Source organism: Sulfitobacter faviae (assembly GCF_029870955.1).
In the GTDB taxonomy this organism is placed as follows: Bacteria; Pseudomonadota; Alphaproteobacteria; order Rhodobacterales; family Rhodobacteraceae; genus Sulfitobacter; species Sulfitobacter faviae.
This window is the reverse complement of record NZ_PGFQ01000001.1, coordinates 285769-304497: the sequence shown is the minus strand read 5'-3', so window position 1 is coordinate 304497 and position 18729 is coordinate 285769. Positions and strand designations below refer to the sequence as shown.

Genomic DNA, 18729 nt, shown 5'->3' with positions numbered 1-18729 from the left:
GCCCTTGCGAAGGCCGGGCAGGCGGCTAGGTTGCGGGCAAAACACAAGCGAGGACCAAAAGATGAAGATGAAAAAGCTCGGCTCTAGCGATATCGAGGTCTCGCATTTCTGTTTGGGCTCCATGACATGGGGCACCCAGAACACCGCCGAGGAGGGCCATGCGCAGATCGACCGCGCGCTGGAGGCCGGGATCAACTTCATCGACACCGCCGAGATGTACCCCGTGAACCCGATCAGCGCCGAGACGATTGGCCGGACGGAAGAGATCATCGGCCAGTGGTTCGCCCGCGACAAGCGGCGGGACGAGGTGGTTCTGGCCAGCAAACACTCCGGCGAGGGGATGCAGCACGCCCGCGAGGGTGCGCCGATTTCCTCCGACACGATCCCCGGCGCCATCGAAGGTTCGCTGAAGCGCTTGCAGACGGATTACATCGACCTTTATCAATTCCACTGGCCCAACCGCGGCAGCTATATGTTCCGCAAGAATTGGCACTACGACCCGTCGAACCAGAACCGGGCCGAGACCATTGCGCATATGGAAGACACGCTTGGCGTGCTGCAACGTGAGGTCGAACGCGGGACGATCCGCGCCTTCGGCCTTAGCAACGAAAGCGCTTGGGGGCTGACCCAATGGGCCGCCGTGGCCGAACGGGTGGGCGGGCCGCGCCCGATCTCGGTGCAGAACGAATATTCGCTGATGTGCCGACTGGCCGATACCGATGTGTCCGAGACCTGCGTCAATGAGCAGATTGACATGCTGGCCTTCTCTCCGCTGGCCGCGGGGTTGCTGACCGGGAAATATCAGGGCGGGAAGATCCCCGCCGGGTCGCGCCTGTCGCTGAACGAAGATCTGGGCGGTCGGGTCACCCCCCGCGCCTTTGAGGCGGTCGCGGCCTATCTCAATGTAGCTGAGAAACATGGGCTCGATCCGGTGCAGATGGCGCTGGCATGGTGTGCGACACGGCCCTTCATGGGCTCGGTCATCTTTGGCGCGACCAGCCTTGAGCAGCTTGACGTGGCGCTTGGCGGGGCGGAGCTGACCTTGAGCGATGAGGTGATGGCCGATCTCGACGCGGCGCATAAAGCCCATCCGATGCCCTATTGATGGCCCGCTTCGGGATGCATTTGGCGCGGCGGGGGGGCATGTTGCTGCTGTTGGGCGCCCTCGCGGCGTGTAGCGGCGGCGAGGCGCCGCCCGCGCAGACCGGGTTTCGCGATGCGGAGGCTTTGATCGGGGCCACCAGCCGCTATGACGCGGCGCGTTTTGGCGGCGAGTGGCAGGTCCGGGCGGCATTCCCCGGTGACGCCGACCTGAAGGCCGTGACCTTCGCGCCGGAAGGGCCGACCCTGATCGAACAGCGCCAGACCTGCGACAGCGCCGGATGCCGCAACACCCGCACCCTTTGGGCGCTGAGCGCAGAGGGGCCGGGCCGTTACATGATGCGAGCCGCCGTCGGCGGGGCCGAGCGGCCTTTCTGGGTGCTTTGGGTCGACGAAGGCTTCCGCACGGCGGTCATCGGCAGCCCCGATGGCGGATATGGCTGGATCCTCGACCGTCAGGCGACAGGCGGGGCGGACCGGATCGCCGCCGCGCAGGAGATCTTGGCCTTCAACGGCTATGACCTCGGGGCCCTAGAGATGAGACCCTAAGGCACTGGCCCTGCCGCCCGCCTTCGGCCTATAGGCTGTTATGGACAGTGCTTTCGCCCCCGATCTGTGGATCCTCGTCACCCTCGCCGCCGCCGTCTTTCAGACCGGGCGCTTCATGCTGCAAAAACATCTGGCGACCGATACGCTTTCGGCAGGCGGGGCGACCTTTTCGCGGTTTCTCTATTCCGCGCCCTTCGTGGCGCTGTTGCTGCCGCTCTATCTGGCGCTGAGCGGGCAGGGGGTGCCGCCGCTTGGGGCGGGCTTCTGGCTGTACGGGGCGATGGGCGGCACGGCGCAGATCATGGCGACGGTCTGCGTGGTGCTGTTGTTCAAGCAGCGCAATTTCGCCGTGGGCATCACTTTCAAGAAGACCGAGGTGATTCAGACCGTTCTGATGGGCTGGATCGTGCTGGGCGAGGGCGTCTCGGGCGCGGGCTTTGCGGCCATCGCCCTTGGCGTGCTGGGGCTGCTGCTTCTGTCCGGCGGGGCCGAGGCGCAGGGGCTGCGCCTTAGCGATCTGCGCAACCGTGCGGCGGGGCTGGGCATCGCCTCGGGTTTTCTCTTCGCGATCTCGGCGGTCTGTTATCGCGGCGCCTCGCTCGCCGTGGCCTCGGGCGATCCGCTGTTGCGGGCAGGGGTGACGCTGGCGGCGGTGGTGCTGATGCAGACGCTGATCATGGCCCTTTGGCTGCGCCTGCGCGAACCGGGGCAAATGCGCCGGGTCTGGGCCGCGCGGCGGGTGGCGGTTTGGATCGGTCTGACCTCGATGGGCGGGTCGCTCTGTTGGTTCATCGCCTTCACCTTGCAAAACGCGGCCTATGTGAAAGCCTTGGGGCAGGTGGAACTGATGCTGAGCATCGCGGCCACGACCCTGTTCTTTCGCGAGCGAATTTCGCGCCGGGAGTGGGCTGGCATGGCGGTGCTGGCGGTCTCGATCCTGATGCTGGTTTTGGTGACCTAGCCCGTCATCGGGCGGCCATGCAGACGCAGGAACAGGCTTTCTTCGTCGTTGTTCTTGAAAAACGGGACCGAGGCAGGCGGGCTGGTGTCGCGCGCCCGGGCGGCGACCTCGGCCAATACGACCTCGGTGATGAAGGGCATGTCGAAAGACCGCGCCCGGCTCAGCGGCACCCATTGCAGATGTGACAGCTCATCACAGGCGGCATCGAAATCATCGGGGTCGCTGGCGATGTCGTCGGCATCCACCAGAAAGAACCGCGCGTCGAAGCGGCGTGGGCGGCCCGGCGGGGTCAGGGCGCGAAACACGAATTGCAGGGCAGAGGCATCGGGCAAATGGCCCGTGGCGGCAAAGCTCTGCCAGTCGGGCGGCACATCCCCTGCCATGCGCCCTTGCGGCCCAGCACCAGACCGGTCTCTTCCCAAAGTTCACGAATGGCGGCAACGGCGATGGCATGGGCGAGCGACGGCTCGGCATCATCGCAGAGCCTGCCGTGGCAAAGCGCGTTCACCGGTGCGGCAAGGGGCACATCGGCATCACCCGCGTCCACCGCCCCGCCGGGAAAGACGAATTTATTCGGCATGAAGGCCGCCTTGGCCCCGCGTTGGCCCATCAGGATATGCGGGGTCTCATGGCGGTCGCGCAGCACGATCACCGTGGCGGCGTTGCGGATTTTGGTCTTGTCGATGGTCATGCGGTAGCGCTCCGGCAGTCAGGGGCCGAAGGGCAGGCCGCCTTAGCTTGACCGGCCGAAGCCGCCCATCCTTTTGGCCCATTGAAAGCCGATCATGGCCCCCTTCAGTCTGGGCAGAAGGTAAAGCGACAGCGCCGTGCAGCCAACCGCAAAAATGGTGAACAGGGTCAGAGGTTCGGGCCGCCAGACAACATAGGCGATGTGCAGCCCCGGTGCCAAAAGGTGACCGACCAACAGAATCGTCAGATAGGCCGGGCCGTCATCGGCGCGGTGGTGGTGGAACTCCTGACGGCAGACCGCGCAGTCGTCGTTTACCTTCAGATAGCCATGCAGCAGCTCTCCGCCCCCGCAGGAGGGGCATTTGCCACGCCAGCCGCGCAGCATGGCAGGCAGGCGGGGCCGCTCTTCGCTGGCGTCGGTCTCTGCGGTGTCGGGGGACAATTGCTGGGTTTGTGACATGGGGCGATCCTCTGGTTGAGGGATAGATGCAGTCTGGGGCGTGAAATGAAAAGACCGGAGGTTGCCGTTGCGGCGCCATGTCGCGCAGGGTGGGGCTTGGCCGATTTTCTCGAAAAAAGTTTGAAAACCTGCGACGGAAGTTTCGGGCCCCGCCGTTTGACCCTGTGATCGCGGCGCAAAAGCGTGAGACGATCTTTAAAAAACGAGGAGTATCAAGATGACCATTCGTACCAATATGAAGATCGCAGCCCTCAGCGGATTGTTGGCCGTGGGTGCCGTGGCCGCCACCGCCCAGCCAAGCGGGCAGGACCGGTTCCAGCAGCTTGACGCAGATGGCAACGGTGCGATCACGCAGGCAGAGTTTCAGGCCCATGCCGAGGCGCGTTTTGCCAAGGTTGATGCCGATGGCGACGGTTTCGTGACCGGCGAAGAGCTGAAGGCCGCAGGCGATGCACGCCGCGCCGATCGCGCCGCCAAGATGGTTGAGCGTTTCGACACCGATGGCAACGGCAGCCTCGACGCTTCCGAATTGGAAGCCATGGGCGATAAACACGGTGGCAAGCGCGGCGGCAAAGAGGGCGGCAAGCACGGTCATAAGGGCGGTGACAAGGGCGCCCGCATGATCGAGCGTATGGACGCCAATGACGACGGCAAACTCTCGATGGAAGAGATGACGCAGCGCCACGATCCGGCCAAGATGTTCGAGCGTCTGGACAAAGACGGCAACGGCAGCGTCAGCGCCGAAGAGTTCGAAGCGGCGAAAAAAATGCATGGCAAACGGCACCACAAGGGTGACAAAATGGACCATGACAAGCCGCAGCGCGATTAAATGAAGCCTCGGGCGCGCTTGATCATGGCGCGCCCGGACCTTAGCCATGGACGGGATGCAGGATTTGCCCAACGCGCAGCAAGATGCGGATGCCGAGTTGTTGCAACGCTATGCCAATGGCGATGCGGCGGCGGCGCGGTTGCTGACCGCGCGGCTGGTGCCGCGCCTCCACGGCCATGCGCTGCGGGTGCTCGGTGACCGGGCCGAGGCCGAGGATGTGGCCCAAGAGGCGATGCTGCGGCTTTGGCGTCAGGCGCCGAAGTGGCGCAGGGGCGAAGCCAAGGTGACCACTTGGCTCTACCGTGTCGTGGCTAACCTCTGCACCGATCGTCTGCGCCGCCGGGGGCGGGGGTGTCCGGGCTCGATGATGTGGCGGAACCTGCCGATCCGACCCCCGGTGCCGCGCAGCAGATGCAGCAGGCCGCCCGTGTGGACGCGCTGCAACAGGCGCTGGCCACTTTGCCCGACCGCCAGCGGCAAGCGGTGGTGTTGCGCCATATCGACGGTATGGCCAATCCCGAGATCGCCGAGGTGCTGGGCATCGGGGTCGAAGCGGTGGAAAGCCTGACCGCGCGGGGCAAACGGGCATTGGCCGCGCAACTGTCGGCACAACGGGACGCATTGGGGTTTGAAAATGAGTGACGTCGACGATCTGGAAGATTTCTTTGCCGCAGCACGGGCCAATCCGCCACAGGTCTCGGCCGGTTTGCAGGCGCGCGTTCTGGCCGATGCCGAAGCGCATATGCCCAAAGCGCCGCGCCAGCCGTGGCATCAAGCGCTCTGGCAACTTTTGGGCGGTGCGGCGGGGCTGAGCGGTCTTGCCACTGCCGCGGCTGTCGGGGTTTGGGTCGGCGTGGCACCGCCCGAGGGCATGCCGGATTTGGCCGGGCAGTTCGTGACCGGCACATGGGAGACCGAGACCTCGGACCTCACGGCGGCTGACACGGGCAGCGAATTCGGTGGATTTGGCTGGGACATGGAGGAAAGTTGAGATGACACAGGATCCGACACCGCGGCGCAGGCGCCTCATGCGGGTGGCCCTTGGCCTGTCGCTTGCGCTGAACGTGATGATCCTCGGCGCGCTTGGCGGGGCGATGTGGCGTCACGGCGGGCCGGGGCCGCATGGCGGGGGTGATTTGCCGGGGTTGCGCAGCTATGCCTCGCCCTATGTGCAGGCGCTGCCGCCAGAGGCGCGGCGCGGGTTGCACGGCAAAATGCGCGCCAGCGGCAAGGCGCATCACCTCGACCGGGAAGCGCGGCGCGCGCTTTACGACGAAATGCTTGCCGCGCTTCGGGCCGAGCCGTTTCAGGCGGATGTGGCCGCCGCGGTGCTCGCCGCCCAAGGGCAGGCCGCCGCGGGTGTTCAGCAGGTCGCCCATGACGCTTGGTTGGCCGAGGTCAGCGCGATGGATGCCGCCGCCCGTCAAGACTATGCCGACAAGTTGCAACAGCGGCTGGAAGCGGGGCCGCCGCGCAAGAAAGGCAAACGCGACGGCAAGCCCGAACGGTGAGCTGGCCGGGCGCCGCCGCTGCCCGGTCTTGCCCTTTGCCGGACGGCGGGCTAGGCCGAGGGCGAATGACCCCGGCAGGGGGCGGCGTTAACCGACCTCTTGCCTCTTAGAAAGCCCGGCCCATGACCGATACCCCTCACAGCATCCACAGCGGCGCGGAAACCGTGCTGGCCACGGCCAAGGCGTCACCCGCGCGGCGGGCGGTGGGGCTGTTGTCACTGGCGGGGCTGGGGCTGTTGCTGATCTACTCCGCGCTAACCCGCTCGCCCGATCCGGTCTGGCAGACCGTGCTGGTATTGATGGGGCTGGGCTTTATCGCGATTGCCGAGGTGATGCGCCGCGCCACCGCCAGCGCGGTGGAACTGACCGAAGAGGCGCTGCGCGATGCAGATGGCCGGGTGATCGTCCGCATGGACGAGATCGCGCGCATTGATCAGGGTGCGTTTGCGGTCAAACCCTCGAACGGTTTCCTGCTCAAGACCAACCGCCGCGTGGCGCGAGGCTGGCGCTTGGGCCTGTGGTGGAGCCTTGGCCGCCGGATCGGCGTGGGCGGCATGACCCCGGCCAATGAAACCAAGCTCATCGCCGAGATCATCCGCGCCAAACTGGCCGAGCGTGAGGCCGCTTAACCGTCCGACCAGACCGTGCGTGGCGCATAGCGCGGGCGGGTGAAGACGAAGTTGTGAATGTCGCGCCGCTCCAACCCGGTTTTGAACAGCGGCTCGAAGTCACGCCATGTCTCAACCAGCGTGACGCGTTCGTTGTTGGGCATGACGGGCAGCTTGTCATGCCAATTGCGCACATCGTCGCTGGTCAATGGCTGGACCGTTCCGCGCACCTGCGACCAATCCGCGTGGTAGCGGTCGTTTGCCTGATCATACCAGATTGAGCTGACCCGAAGGGCCGTTTGCCCGGTGCCGCGGGTGAGATACTCGAAAAGCTGTTGCATCCCGCGCAGATAATCCGCGTCAATCGCCTGCGTCTCGCGCGAGATGGCATCGCCTACGGTATAGGCCGCCGTCTGGTTAAGGTTGTACATCCGGAAGGTGTCAAAGGTCGAATACATGGCCAAATAGGCCCAGAACATCAGCGGCAACATGATCACCGTCTCAACGGCGATGGAGCCGTCTTCGCGCCCTTTGAACTGGGCCAGCAAACTGCGGAGAGCGCGCATTAATTCGGCTCCTGTACGAAGGCCGCGCTTGAGACCATGGAAACACGGCCTGCGCCGTCTTTCTCAAGGGCATAGCCAAGGCCGGTGGTCGGAAAGAAGGGCTCAAACCGCGCGCAGGCGCGCAGCAGCATCAATTGATGCTCGACCCCAAGGGTCCAGCCGCGCACCGGTCTGGGGTCTTCGGAAGTGTCGACGCAATCGGGCGACTGGTCGAAACTGGCGAAATTGCGCGGGTCCACGCGGATCATCTCAAGGCGCAGGGTCTCTTCACAGTCATCCAAAAAGATCGCGGCCTCGCAGATTTTGTCCTTGATGGTCTGATGCGTCATCGGGGTATTGGTGTTCAGCCGGATGTAGCGCACCGTCATGTCGAGCCCCCGGTCAAGGAACATGTGGCGGATGGCGTAAAAGCTCATCTCAACAGACATGAGCAGGCAGCCGAACAGGAGCGGCGACAGGATGGCGAATTCCATCAACATGGCCGAGCCATCTTCATCGCCCCGAAACCGGCGCCATGCTTTGATGTAGCGCTGTATCATTGCGTCAGCCTCAACTGGTTGATCTGGCGGGCGATGGCCTCGAATGCGCTGACGATTTCCACCCCTTCGACGCGGAAGAAATGGCTGTCGGAGGAGGCGCAGTTCTTCATCACCGATGCACCATGGTCGGTCACTTCAAAGCCGATCGACCAGATTACGATGCCCTTGGCCTTGGCCGCATCGCAGATGTTGTCGAGCAGGGTATCGGCCTGCGATGCGCTGTATTTCGTCCAATACCAGCGGTGACGCTCGCTTGAGCGGACATTGCGGTTCAGCCACCAGTAGAAGGGGTAATCGCTCCAATGGCGGTAGTGGTCCCGGTTGGCATAGACTTGGCGGTTGATCCGGCGGGTGGTCACGTTCACCCCGTCGGTCATCAGGATCACCGTTTTCAGCGTGTCGATATCGCCGTAGTCAGCCGGGCGCCCTTGGAAAGCCGCATCGCCGCCGATGGCTTGATTGATCGCGCGGAAGGACGGGTCGAGCAGCGCCACGCCCCATTTCATGCCCAGATGAATGGCGGTGTTCGCGCGGGGCTGGAAATTGGAAATCCGGGCTTTCAGCGCGGCGGCGTTCTGCGAATAGGGCGCGACTTCTTCGTAATCCTGCTTCGGGCAGCCGGGGTTGTAGATGTTGTCATAACGGCCGGTGTTGTCGCGGTGATAACCGTTCCAGCTATAGCCCGCCTCGAAGTGCTGCATATGCTCATAGCTGCGGGTCTGGCTGATGGCGGTGAGGTCAAACTCGCTGTCGTCGAAATCAACGCAATGGGAGAAGGAATGCAGCTGGGTGACGTTCAACTCATCCATGATGTCCTTCCCGACGTTGACCTGCGCGGTATAGGGCACGACGGAGATTGAGATCAGGTCCGCGTTTTCGGGCTTCAGCACGGTGTCGATGAAGGCATCGCTCGCGTCATGGAGGTTGGCCATTTTGCCGTTCTCCCGCATGGAGCCGGAGATATCGAGCACCATGGAAATCTCGACCTTGTTCACCTTTTCCTCCGCCGTGGATTTGGCAGGGACATGCAGCCGGTCTTGGCCGAACTTGCTCATGAACATCGTGTTGAGCGTGCGCGAGGCATCGACGGTGACGCGGCGGTAGTTCAACCCTTCGTCGACCGTCACGCTGGATACATATTCGGCCAGCCCCGCCTTGTCGAAATAATCGCGGGCCACGGCCTCGGGGCTGAGCGTTTGGTCAAGGTCCGCCGCCGCCAGCACGGCGCGGTCAGCCACGGCCTGCACCCTCGCGCGTTCGCGTTCATGGCGCATCAGGTCCACGCCGATGCCCCCATGAGGATCATCAGCAGGATCATCAGAATGGCAAAGACCGTGACCAGCCCGTCTTCTTCGCGCGCGAAGCGGCGCAGCAGCGCGGGCAGGGGCTGCGGGGGATTTTCCGAACTGTGAGTGCTATCGCGCATTGTCATCAACCTCTCTTCCTGTGGCGTCCTGCGGGCGCCAAAGGGAATGGGCGGCATTTGCCTTGCCCTGTTGTGCTGCGGGAAAGTGTCCAGAGTTTGGCGCGTCTGGGGCAATAGGCGGCGCTTGGGGCCGGTTTTCGGGGGCATTTTCGGCCGATTTCCACCGGGCGGGGAGGGTGGCGCGGGCCGCCCCTACCCACGGTTGATAAAGTTTCGCAAATCGCGAGGAATTGGGTCGCGCCCCGCTATGAGGCGTCCTACGGTGCGACTGCATGCCCCTAGGGCAGCCAGATGAGTCGCGCCCGCAAACAAAGGGACCGCGACCGGACAAGAAGAGGAGAGACCGATGAATCCAGCCAATGAGCCGAGTTTCCGCGACAGTGTGGACCTGATGTTCAATCGCGCGGTCGCGCTAATGGATTTGCCGCCCGGTCTCGAAGAGAAAATCCGCGTTTGCAACGCCACCTACACGGTGCGTTTCGGCGTGCGTCTGCGGGGCCGGATGCATACGTTCACCGGCTACCGTTCGGTCCATTCCGAACATATGGAGCCTGTGAAGGGCGGTATCCGCTATTCCATGGCCGTGAACCAGAACGAGGTCGAAGCGCTGGCCGCGCTGATGACCTATAAATGCGCGCTGGTAGAAGCGCCCTTTGGCGGCTCCAAAGGCGGGCTCTGCATCGATCCGCGCGAATACGATGAACATGAGCTTGAACTGATCACCCGGCGTTTCGCCTATGAGCTGATCAAACGCGACATGATCCACCCCGCGCAGAACGTGCCCGCCCCCGACATGGGCACCGGCGAGCGTGAGATGGCTTGGATCGCGGACCAGTACAAACGCATGAACACCACCGACATCAACGGTGTGGCCTGTGTCACCGGCAAGCCGATCAACGCGGGCGGCATCCAAGGCCGGACCGAGGCGACAGGCCGGGGCGTGCAATATGCGCTGCAAGCCTTCTTCCGCGATCCCGAGGGCCTGAAGAAAGCGGGCCTTTCCGGCAAGCTCGACGGCAAGCGGGTCATCATTCAGGGTCTCGGCAACGTGGGCTATCACGCCGCCAAGTTCCTCAGCGAAGAAGATGGCGCGAAGATCACCGCGATCATCGAACGCGACGGTGCGCTGCACAGCGAAGACGGGCTGAACGTCGAGGCGGTGCATAAGTGGATCGAAAGGCATGGCACGATCAAAGGCTATGCCGATGCGAAGTTCGAAGAGGATGGCGCCAAGTTTCTGGAAGCGGATTGCGATATCCTGATCCCCGCCGCGCTGGAGGGGGTGATCAACCTCACCAATGCCGAGCGTATCCAAGCGCCCCTGATCATCGAAGCCGCGAACGGTCCGGTGACCGCCGGGGCGGATGAGGTGCTGCGCAAGAAGGGCACGGTGATCGTGCCTGATATGTATGCCAACGCAGGCGGTGTGACGGTCTCTTACTTCGAGTGGGTCAAGAACCTCAGCCACATCCGCTTTGGCCGCATGCAGCGCCGTGCCGAGGAATCACGTCACCAACTGGTGGTGGATGAGCTTGAGCGGCTGAGCGCGGATAAGGACCTTGGCTGGACGCTGAGCCCCGACTTCAAAGAGAAGTACCTGCGCGGTGCGGGGGAGTTGGAATTGGTCCGCTCCGGTCTCGATGACACGATGCGCACGGCCTATGAGGCGATGGCCCATGTCTGGCACAGCCGCGACGATGTCGATGATCTGCGCACGGCGGCCTATCTCGTCTCAATCGAAAAGGTCGCGGCGAGCTATCACGCCAAGGGGCTTTGAGGGGCGTATCGCCTCTCTTGAAGTGACCGAAAAAGGGGCGTCCTGCGCCCCTTTTTGCCGTCTGGGGGCCGAGGGGGAGCGAGAGGCGTTTTCGGTCATTGATACTTGCGCCCCAAGTTGCTTGACTGCGCCAAGACCGGGGGAGGCGAAAGATGCGATTTTCAGGACTGCGGGTGTTGCGCGAAGGCTTGACCGGCAATCGGGGTTGGACGGCGCAATGGCGCGATCCAGAGCCGCAAGCGGAATATGACGCGGTGATCATCGGCGGCGGCGGGCATGGGTTGAGCACGGCTTACTACCTCGCCAAGAACCACGGCATGACGAATATCGCGGTGCTTGAAAAAGGCTACCTCGGCGGGGGAACGTCGGGCGCAACACGACCGTCGTGCGCGGCAATTACTTTCTGCCCGGCAATTCCGAGTTCTACAGCCATTCGCTGAAACTCTGGGAGGGGCTGTCGGAGGAGTTGAACTATAACGTGATGTTCAGCCAGCGCGGCGTGATCACCCTGTTTCACTCCGACGCGCAGCGCGATGCCTCGGCCCGGCGCGGCAATGCGATGATCAACCAAGGCGACGATGCGGAACTGCTCGACCGCGACGGCCTGCGCAAACTGCTGCCCTATCTGGATTACGACAACGGGCGCTTTCCCATCCACGGCGGGTTGCTGCACCGGCGCGGGGGCACCGCGCGCCACGATGCGGTGGCTTGGGGCTATGCGCGCGGCGCGGACCAGCGCGGCGTCGATCTGATCCAACAATGCGAAGTCACCGGCATCGACATCGAGAACGGCCGCGTGCGCGGCGTGCAGACCACGCGCGGGGCGATCCGGGCCAAGAAGGTGGCGATCGTCACGGCAGGGCGCTCGGGGCAGGTGGCGGCGATGGCCGGGATGCGCCTGCCGATTGAGAGCCATGTTTTGCAGGCCTTCGTCTCCGAAGGGTTAAAGCCCGTGATCGACCATGTGATCAGCTTTGGCATGGGGCACTTCTATATCAGCCAGTCCGACAAGGGCGGTTTGGTCTTTGGTGGCGATCTGGATTTCTATGCCTCCTACGCGCAGCGCGGCAACCTGCCGATGATGGAACATGTGATGGAGGCGGGGATGACCCTGATGCCGATGATCGGCAAGGCCCGCGTGCTGCGCTCTTGGGGTGGGATCATGGACATGACGCCCGATGGCAGCCCGATCATCGACAAGACCGAGACCGAGGGTTTGTTCGTCGACTGCGGCTGGTGCTACGGCGGCTTCAAGGCGGTGCCTGCCTCGGGCTATGCGCTGGCGCATTTGATGGCCACCGGGCAGCCCCATGAGACGGCGGCGGGCTTCAGGCTCGACCGGTTCCGTTCGGGCGAAGGCCTGATGGATGAAGAGGCCACCGGGTCTCAGCACAACTTGCACTGAGGGAGGGCCAATATGCGGATTGAATGCCCCATCTGCGGCAGCCGGGATCGGCGGGAGTTCTATTATCGCGGCGATGCCATCGCCTTGGCCCGGCCTGCGCCCGATGCCTCGGATGAGGACTGGGACGCCTATCTGCACCTGCGCGACAACCCTGCGGGAGAGACCCGCGACCTGTGGCAGCATGAGACCGGCTGCGGGGCGTGGCTTGTCGTCACCCGCGATACGGTGACCCATGCGGTGCGGGCGGTGGAATTGGCATCGGATGTGAAAAGGGCCATGGCATGAGGATTGCAGGGCGCGGATTGATCGACCGGGAGACGCCGGTCAGCTTTACCTTCGACGGGCGGCGCTACGGGGGCTTTGCGGGCGATACGGTCGCCTCGGCCATGCTGGCGAATGGGCAGCGGCTGATGGGGCGGTCGTTCAAATACCACCGCCCGCGCGGGGTGCTGAGCGCGGGCAGCGAAGAGCCGAACGCGCTGGTGACCACCGGCGTCGGCCCCGCGTCAGAGCCCAATGTCCGCGCCACCATGCAAGAGATTTACGAAGGTTTGCAGGTGCGCAGCCAAAACGCTTGGCCGAGCCTCGATCTTGACCTCATGGCGGTGAACGATCTGGCGTCGCCGTTCCTCGGGGCGGGGTTCTATTACAAGACCTTCATGTGGCCGCGCAATTTTTGGCGGCGCGTCTATGAGCCGGTGATCCGCCGTGCCGCAGGGCTCGGGCGGCTGAGCCGCCAGCCCAATGCGGACGCCTATGAGAAAGCCTATGCCTTTTGCGATCTCTTGGTGATCGGCGCAGGCCCGGCGGGTCTGATGGCGGCGCTGGTGGCGGCGCGGGCGGGGGCGGATGTGATCCTCGCCGACGAAGATGCGCTGATGGGCGGGCGGCTGAATGCCGAGAACGAGCGTGTCGAAGGTGAGCTGGGCCATGCATGGGCGGTGGGCGTGGTCGCGGAACTCGCGGCGATGGACAATGTGCGGCTGATGCCGCGCACGACGGTGACCGGCGCCTATGACGGCGGCATGTTCGGCGCGTTGGAACGGGTCAACCAACACCGCGCACGGCGGGGCGAGGGCGCGCCGCTTGAGTGTTTCTGGCGCATCGCAGCCAAGCAATCCATCCTCGCGGCAGGTGCTTTGGAGCGCCCCGTGGCCTTCGCCAACAACGACCGCCCGGGCATTATGACCGCGGGCGCGGTGCGCGCCTATCTCAACCGTTGGGGCGTGGCGCCGGGCAAGCAGGTCGCGGTTTTCGGCAATAACGACGACGCCCATCGCACGGCCCGCGATCTGGCCGCGGCAGGCGTGCATGTGGCCGCACTGATCGACAGTCGCGAGGGGATCAGCCGCGATGGCGCGGATTTCCCGGTGCTGAGCGGGGCGGTGGTCTGCAACACCTCGGGCGGCAAGGAGTTGGAGGCGGTGTCGATCCGCACCGCCGGGGGCGTGCATAAGATACAGGCCGATTGTCTGGCCATGTCGGGCGGTTGGAACCCATCGCTGCATCTCACCTGCCATATGAACGGGCGACCGACGTGGTCGCCCGAGATCCACGCCTTTGTACCGACCCCCGGCGTGGTGCCGGGGATGCATGCGGCGGGGGCCTGCAACGGCAGTTTCTCGACCCACGGCTGCCTTGCGGCGGGTGTGGCGGCGGCAGGGGACGCGCTGGCGGCTTTGGGCCGCAAGCCAGTGCCCATCGATCTGCCGCAAGCCGATGACGCGCCCTACCGCCTTGCCCCGCTTTGGGCAGTGCCGGGCAAGGGCCGCGCGTGGCTGGATTTCCAGAACGATGTCTGTGTGAAGGACGTGCAGCAGGCGGCGGCAGAGAGCTTCCGCTCGGTCGAGCATATGAAGCGCTACACGACCCAAGGCATGGCCCCCGATCAGGGCAAGAACTCCAACGTGGCGGCGCTGGCGGTGCTGGCCGATGCCACCGGGCGCGGCATTGCCGAGACGGGGACGACCACCTTCCGCCCGCCCTATACCCCGGTTGCGATTGCAGCGATGGGCGCGGGCGGGCAGGGCAAGGGCTTTGCGCCCGAACGGCTGACCACCAGCCACGCGGCCAGCCTTGCCATGAACGCCCCGATGGTGGAGGCGGGGCTGTGGTATCGCCCCAGTTATTTCCCGCGCGGGCAGGAGCGCAATTGGCGTCAGTCCTGCGACCGCGAGATCGGCTTTGTCCGCAAGACGGTGGGCATCTGCGATGTCTCGACCTTAGGCAAAATGGACATTCAGGGGCCGGATGCGGCCAAGCTGCTCGATCTGGTTTATACGAACAAGTTCAGCACCTTGAAGGTCGGTAGGGTGCGCTATGGTCTGATGCTGCGCGAGGATGGTTTCGTCATGGACGATGGCACCTGCGCGCGCTTGAGCGAGGCGCATTACCTGATGACCACCACCACCGGCGCTGCCGGTGAGGTGATGCGCCATCTGGAATTCGTCACGCAATGTCTGCACCCCGAATGGCAGGTGCATCTGTCTTCGGTCACCGAACAATGGGCGCAATTCGCCGTGGCAGGGCCGAAGTCTCGTGAATTGCTGAACGGGCTGCTGGAGCAGCCGATCAACAATGAGAGCTTCCCCTTCATGGCCTGCGGCGATGTGCGGCTCGGCGGGGTGGCGGCACGGCTGTTCCGCATCTCCTTCTCCGGCGAACATGCCTATGAGATCGCCGCACCCGCGCGCTATGGCGCGGCGCTGTTCGACCTGCTGGTCGCGCGGGCCGAGGCGTTGGAGGGCGGCGCCTATGGGATGGAGGCGCTCAACGTGCTGCGGTTGGAAAAGGGCCATATCACCCATGCAGAGATCGACGGCCGCGCCACGGCAGAGGATATCGGCATGGGGCGGATGCTGTCGGATGCTAAGGATTGCATCGGCAAGACCATGTCCGAACGCCCCGGCCTGCGCGACCCAAACCGCGCGCAACTGGTCGGGCTGCGGCCCGTCGGCGCGGTGAAACAACTTACGGCAGGGGCGTTTCTGTTCGAGGCCGGGGCCGAGGCCAGCCGCGAGAATGCGCAAGGCCATACGACCTCGGTCGGCTTTTCGCCAGATGTTGGCACTTTTATCGGGCTGGGCTTCGTCACCCGGGGCCGCGCACGGCATGGGGAAGTGATGCGCATGGTCGACCATCTGCGCGAAATCGAGGCGGAGGTGGAGATCTGCGACCCGGTCTTTGTGGACCCTGAAGGAGGGCGGACCCGTGGTTGAATTGAAAGCGCAAACACCCTTTGGCGATCTGCTCCCGCTGCACATCAGTGACATGACGATGGCGGCCCGCGATCTGGGCCAGTTGACCGTGCTGGGCGTGTTTGATCCGGCTGGCCTGTCGGACACGCTAGAGGCCGCCCATGGGGTTGCCCTGCCGGAGCCGCTTCAGAGCACCGCTAAGGGCGATGTCCGATGCCTTTGGTTTGGCCGGGAAGAGGCGCTGCTTGTCGGGCCCGCACCGGATGAGGCGCTGGCGGAACATGCAGCCCTTGTCGATGTCTCGGACGGATGGGCAGTGGCGGAGTTGCAGGGGCCGGGGGCCGAAGATGTGCTGGCGCGGCTGGCCCCGGTGGACCTGCGCGCGGCGGCCTTCAAACCCGGTCAGACTCTGCGCAGCCCCTTGCGCGACATGCCCGGCGCGATCACCCGCACCGACACCGGCTTCTTGTTGATGGTCTATCGGTCGATGGCCGCCACTTTGGTGCAGGAGTTGCGCCGCGCTATGGAAGCGGTGGCATCGCGGCGCTAGGTTGTCCGGCAGGGGCCCGAATCCCCGTTAGGCAAACAACGGAGCATAGACATGAACAAAACGATTTTCGCCGCATTGGCCGCGATCAGCATGGCGGTCTCGGGCCCGGCGCTGGCGGCCTCGAAGAAAGAGACGAGCTGCATGCATCAGGCCGCCGTGGTCGCCGCCGTGCAGCAGGCCCGCCTCGACCGCGTGAAAGAGCGCCAAGTCCCCGCCGCCGTGAAGGCCAAGGCAACATGGCCCGAAAGCTTTAACACCGCGATCCCGCTGGTGACCCCTTGGGTTTACGAGATGAAGATGCGCGACGTTAAAAAGAACGATCTCGCCGCCGCGTGGAAAGAAATGTGCCTCGCCCAATAGGCTGACCAACGCCGTGCCGGGCAGGGGGCGCTGCCCGGCAAAAGGGGCGTTTTACCGCCCGCTGCCGCGCCGCCTCCTCTGGACTCTGAACTGGCCCAGCCGGTATATGAAGCCATGAGCCTGCCCCCCGGATTTTTGGAAGAACTGCGTGACCGCGCCAGCCTGTCTCAGGTGGTGGGGCGCAAGGTCATTTGGGACAACCGAAAGTCCAATCAGGGCAAGGGCGACATGTGGGCGCCGTGCCCCTTCCATCAGGAAAAATCCGCCAGCTTTCACGTCGATGATCGCAAAGGATTCTACTACTGCTTTGGCTGCCACGCGAAGGGGGATGCAATCTCTTTCGTGCGCGAGACCGAGAATGTGAGCTTCATGGAAGCGGTGGAGATCATCGCCCGCGAAGTCGGCATGCCGATCCCGAAGCAAGACCCCCGCGCGCAGGCAAAGGCCGACAAGCGCACGCAACTGGCCGAGGTGATGGAGCAAGCGGTGCAATGGTTCCGCCTGCAACTGCGCACCGGGGCGGCGGGGGCGGCGCGCGATTATCTGGCCAAGCGCGGATTGTCGGAACAGGCGCAGGCCCATTGGGAGATTGGTTTCGCCCCGAACAGTTGGCAGGGGCTTTGGGATGCGCTCAAGTCAAAGGGCGTGGCGGATGAGTTGATCCTCGGCGCGGGGCTGGCGAAACCCTCCTCCAAAGGCGGCAAGCCCTATGACACGTTCCGGGGGCGCATCATGTTCCCGATCCGCGATGCGCGGGGCCGGGCGATTGCCTTTGGCGGTCGCGCGATGGACCCCGAGGATAAGGCGAAATACCTCAACTCGCCCGAGACCGAACTCTTCGACAAGGGCCGCAGCCTTTATAACGTCAAACACGCCCGCGCCGCCGCAGGGCGGGGGCAGCCGCTGATCGTGGCCGAAGGCTATATGGATGTGATCGCCCTGCATGGGGCGGGGTTCGAAGGTGCGGTGGCCCCCTTGGGCACCGCGATCACCGAGAACCAATTGCAGATGTTGTGGCGTATCGCGCCTGAGCCGATCATCACGCTGGATGGCGATGCGGCGGGCCAACGCGCGGCGCTGCGGCTGATCGATCTGGCGCTACCGCTGTTGGAGGCCGGGCAGAGCCTGCGTTTCGCGGTCATGCCCGAGGGGCAGGACCCCGACGATCTGCTGCGCGCGCAGGGGCGGGGGCCTTGCAGAAGCTCTTGGACAATGCCCTGCCCATGGTGCGCCTGCTGTGGCAGCGTGAGACCGAAGGCAAGGTTTTCGACAGCCCCGAACGCAAGGCCGCGCTGGACAAAAGCCTGCGCGAAAAGATCAAGCTGATCCGCGACCCGTCGATCCGCAGCCATTATGGGCAAGAGATCAAGGACCTGCGGTGGGAACTGTTCCGCCCGCAAAAGAAACGGCCCGAATTCCGCCCCGTCGGGGGCAAAGCGTCGGGCAAGGGCAAAGGCGGCAAGGGCGCTGCTTGGGGCGCGCCGCTGGCCCCGCTGGCCAGCACCAAAGCATCGGCCCTTGTGGCGATGAGCGATGAGCAGGTGGGCATGCATCTGCGCGAGGCGGTGATCCTCGTGGCCCTTGTCGATTGTCCGCAGTTGATCGAGACCTTCGAGACCGGGTTGGAGGCGATGCGCTGCGATGACCCTGATCACGCGCGGCTGCGCGATCTGCTGCTGCGCTTTGGCCATGCGGGCGAAGAGACGCTGCGCGAGGAGATTTCCTATTCCCTCGGCTGGGAGACACTTGAAAATATGAAGGGGCAACGCCACGTTGCCATCACGCCCTGCATCCGCAATCCCGGCAACGTGGACATGACCCGCCTAACCGTGGCCGAGGAACTGGCCAAACTGGATGCCGCCCGTGGGCTGAACGAAGAGATCGCCGAAGCCGTCGAAGACCTCAGCGGCCCGGCGGATGAGGGGGTCACCTGGCGCTTGAGCGAAGCGGCCCGTGCTGCCGATCTTGCCCGCCGCAGCGCACAGGAAGAAAGCAACGGGGAATTCGACGTGGGCGACAACGGCATGACGATGGACCGCGATGAGCGCAGCGCATTGGACGCGCTGTTGGGAGCGATTAAATATGACAAGTCAAAGGGCCGCGGATGAGCATCGGCGTGGCCCATTTGCAGGACTTTTTGAAAATGCTGGGCAACGGGTTTAAGAATCACCCATAACCCCGCATGATTCGGAAAACCGAA

At 64.2% G+C, this 18729-nt stretch carries 17 protein-coding genes and 4 pseudogenes; 15 read left to right on the top strand and 6 right to left on the bottom strand.

Going from position 1 to position 18729, the window contains the following annotated elements; translation table 11 throughout:
* The first annotated feature begins 61 nt into the window (after positions 1-61).
* The 3 genes from CUR85_RS01645 to CUR85_RS01635 are packed head-to-tail and all read left to right on the top strand — an operon-like array spanning position 62 to position 2611.
* On the top strand, positions 62-1105 hold the full coding sequence (locus CUR85_RS01645; RefSeq protein WP_067267477.1) for an aldo/keto reductase: 1044 nt from the start codon (positions 62-64) through the stop codon (positions 1103-1105).
* A 38-nt stretch (positions 1106-1143) separates the two neighbouring features.
* Positions 1144-1650, top strand: coding sequence for a lipocalin family protein (locus tag CUR85_RS01640; RefSeq protein WP_082852069.1), 507 nt, complete (start codon positions 1144-1146; stop codon positions 1648-1650).
* Positions 1651-1690: 40 nt separating this feature from the next.
* Entirely contained in the window at positions 1691-2611 is a 921-nt protein-coding gene (locus CUR85_RS01635; protein ID WP_067264741.1) for a DMT family transporter, read from the top strand.
* Here the strand turns inward: CUR85_RS01635 and CUR85_RS01630 are convergent.
* Both CUR85_RS01630 and CUR85_RS01625 read right to left on the bottom strand, forming a co-directional pair.
* Positions 2608-3302, bottom strand: a pseudogene (locus CUR85_RS01630) (NUDIX hydrolase). The gene CUR85_RS01635 and the pseudogene CUR85_RS01630 sit on opposite strands and share 4 nt — an antisense overlap.
* A gap of 42 nt (positions 3303-3344) precedes the next feature.
* Positions 3345-3761, bottom strand: coding sequence for a DUF983 domain-containing protein (locus CUR85_RS01625; protein WP_067264746.1), 417 nt, complete (start codon positions 3759-3761; stop codon positions 3345-3347).
* Positions 3762-3978: 217 nt separating this feature from the next.
* Here CUR85_RS01625 and CUR85_RS01620 point away from each other — a divergent pair, with 217 nt between their 5' ends.
* The 5 genes and pseudogenes from CUR85_RS01620 to CUR85_RS01600 all read left to right on the top strand — a co-directional run bounded on the left by CUR85_RS01620 (position 3979) and on the right by CUR85_RS01600 (position 6730).
* On the top strand, positions 3979-4590 hold the full coding sequence (locus tag CUR85_RS01620) for a calcium sensor EFh (RefSeq protein WP_067264749.1): 612 nt from the start codon (positions 3979-3981) through the stop codon (positions 4588-4590).
* A gap of 46 nt (positions 4591-4636) precedes the next feature.
* Positions 4637-5232 (top strand): annotated as a pseudogene (locus tag CUR85_RS01615) (RNA polymerase sigma factor).
* Complete coding sequence (locus tag CUR85_RS01610) at positions 5225-5581, top strand: hypothetical protein (protein ID WP_067264757.1); 357 nt, start codon at positions 5225-5227, stop codon at positions 5579-5581. Before CUR85_RS01615 ends, CUR85_RS01610 begins: the two are co-directional and overlap by 8 nt.
* A 1-nt stretch (position 5582) precedes the next feature.
* Positions 5583-6101, top strand: coding sequence for a periplasmic heavy metal sensor (locus CUR85_RS01605; protein WP_067264761.1), 519 nt, complete (start codon positions 5583-5585; stop codon positions 6099-6101).
* A 122-nt stretch (positions 6102-6223) separates the two neighbouring features.
* On the top strand, positions 6224-6730 hold the full coding sequence (locus CUR85_RS01600; RefSeq protein WP_067264764.1) for a hypothetical protein: 507 nt from the start codon (positions 6224-6226) through the stop codon (positions 6728-6730).
* Here CUR85_RS01600 and CUR85_RS01595 read toward each other — a convergent pair.
* The 4 genes from CUR85_RS01595 to CUR85_RS01580 are packed head-to-tail and all read right to left on the bottom strand — an operon-like array spanning position 6727 to position 9240.
* Positions 6727-7275, bottom strand: a complete 549-nt coding sequence (locus CUR85_RS01595; RefSeq protein WP_067264770.1) for a TadE/TadG family type IV pilus assembly protein — start codon at positions 7273-7275, stop codon at positions 6727-6729. The genes CUR85_RS01600 and CUR85_RS01595 overlap by 4 nt on opposite strands.
* The gene (locus CUR85_RS01590) at positions 7275-7814 is read right to left on the bottom strand and encodes a TadE/TadG family type IV pilus assembly protein (RefSeq protein ID WP_067264772.1); all 540 of its coding nucleotides are present in this window, start codon (positions 7812-7814) and stop codon (positions 7275-7277) included. The genes CUR85_RS01595 and CUR85_RS01590 overlap by 1 nt, the downstream gene beginning before the upstream one ends.
* The gene (locus CUR85_RS01585) at positions 7811-9088 is read right to left on the bottom strand and encodes a vWA domain-containing protein (RefSeq protein ID WP_280321235.1); all 1278 of its coding nucleotides are present in this window, start codon (positions 9086-9088) and stop codon (positions 7811-7813) included. The genes CUR85_RS01590 and CUR85_RS01585 overlap by 4 nt, the downstream gene beginning before the upstream one ends.
* Entirely contained in the window at positions 9088-9240 is a 153-nt protein-coding gene (locus CUR85_RS01580; protein WP_280321233.1) for a hypothetical protein, read from the bottom strand. Before CUR85_RS01580 ends, CUR85_RS01585 begins: the two co-directional genes overlap by 1 nt.
* Positions 9241-9586: 346 nt before the next feature.
* Between CUR85_RS01580 and CUR85_RS01575 the strand changes: the two genes are divergently transcribed.
* From CUR85_RS01575 to dnaG, 7 genes and pseudogenes are all read left to right on the top strand, one after another.
* Positions 9587-11017: a Glu/Leu/Phe/Val family dehydrogenase gene (locus tag CUR85_RS01575; protein ID WP_067264775.1), complete on the top strand. Its 1431-nt coding sequence runs from the start codon at positions 9587-9589 to the stop codon at positions 11015-11017.
* Positions 11018-11169: 152 nt separating this feature from the next.
* Positions 11170-12422 (top strand): annotated as a pseudogene (locus CUR85_RS01570) (sarcosine oxidase subunit beta family protein).
* A gap of 12 nt (positions 12423-12434) precedes the next feature.
* The gene (locus CUR85_RS01565) at positions 12435-12707 is read left to right on the top strand and encodes a sarcosine oxidase subunit delta (RefSeq protein ID WP_067264779.1); all 273 of its coding nucleotides are present in this window, start codon (positions 12435-12437) and stop codon (positions 12705-12707) included.
* Complete coding sequence (locus CUR85_RS01560; RefSeq protein ID WP_067264782.1) at positions 12704-15640, top strand: sarcosine oxidase subunit alpha family protein; 2937 nt, start codon at positions 12704-12706, stop codon at positions 15638-15640. Before CUR85_RS01565 ends, CUR85_RS01560 begins: the two co-directional genes overlap by 4 nt.
* On the top strand, positions 15633-16169 hold the full coding sequence (locus CUR85_RS01555) for a sarcosine oxidase subunit gamma (RefSeq protein ID WP_067264784.1): 537 nt from the start codon (positions 15633-15635) through the stop codon (positions 16167-16169). Before CUR85_RS01560 ends, CUR85_RS01555 begins: the two co-directional genes overlap by 8 nt.
* A 51-nt stretch (positions 16170-16220) precedes the next feature.
* Positions 16221-16529: a hypothetical protein gene (locus CUR85_RS01550; RefSeq protein WP_209219329.1), complete on the top strand. Its 309-nt coding sequence runs from the start codon at positions 16221-16223 to the stop codon at positions 16527-16529.
* 114 nt (positions 16530-16643) lie between these two features.
* Positions 16644-18637: pseudogene (gene dnaG, locus CUR85_RS01545) on the top strand (DNA primase).
* Positions 18638-18729 lie beyond the last annotated feature (92 nt).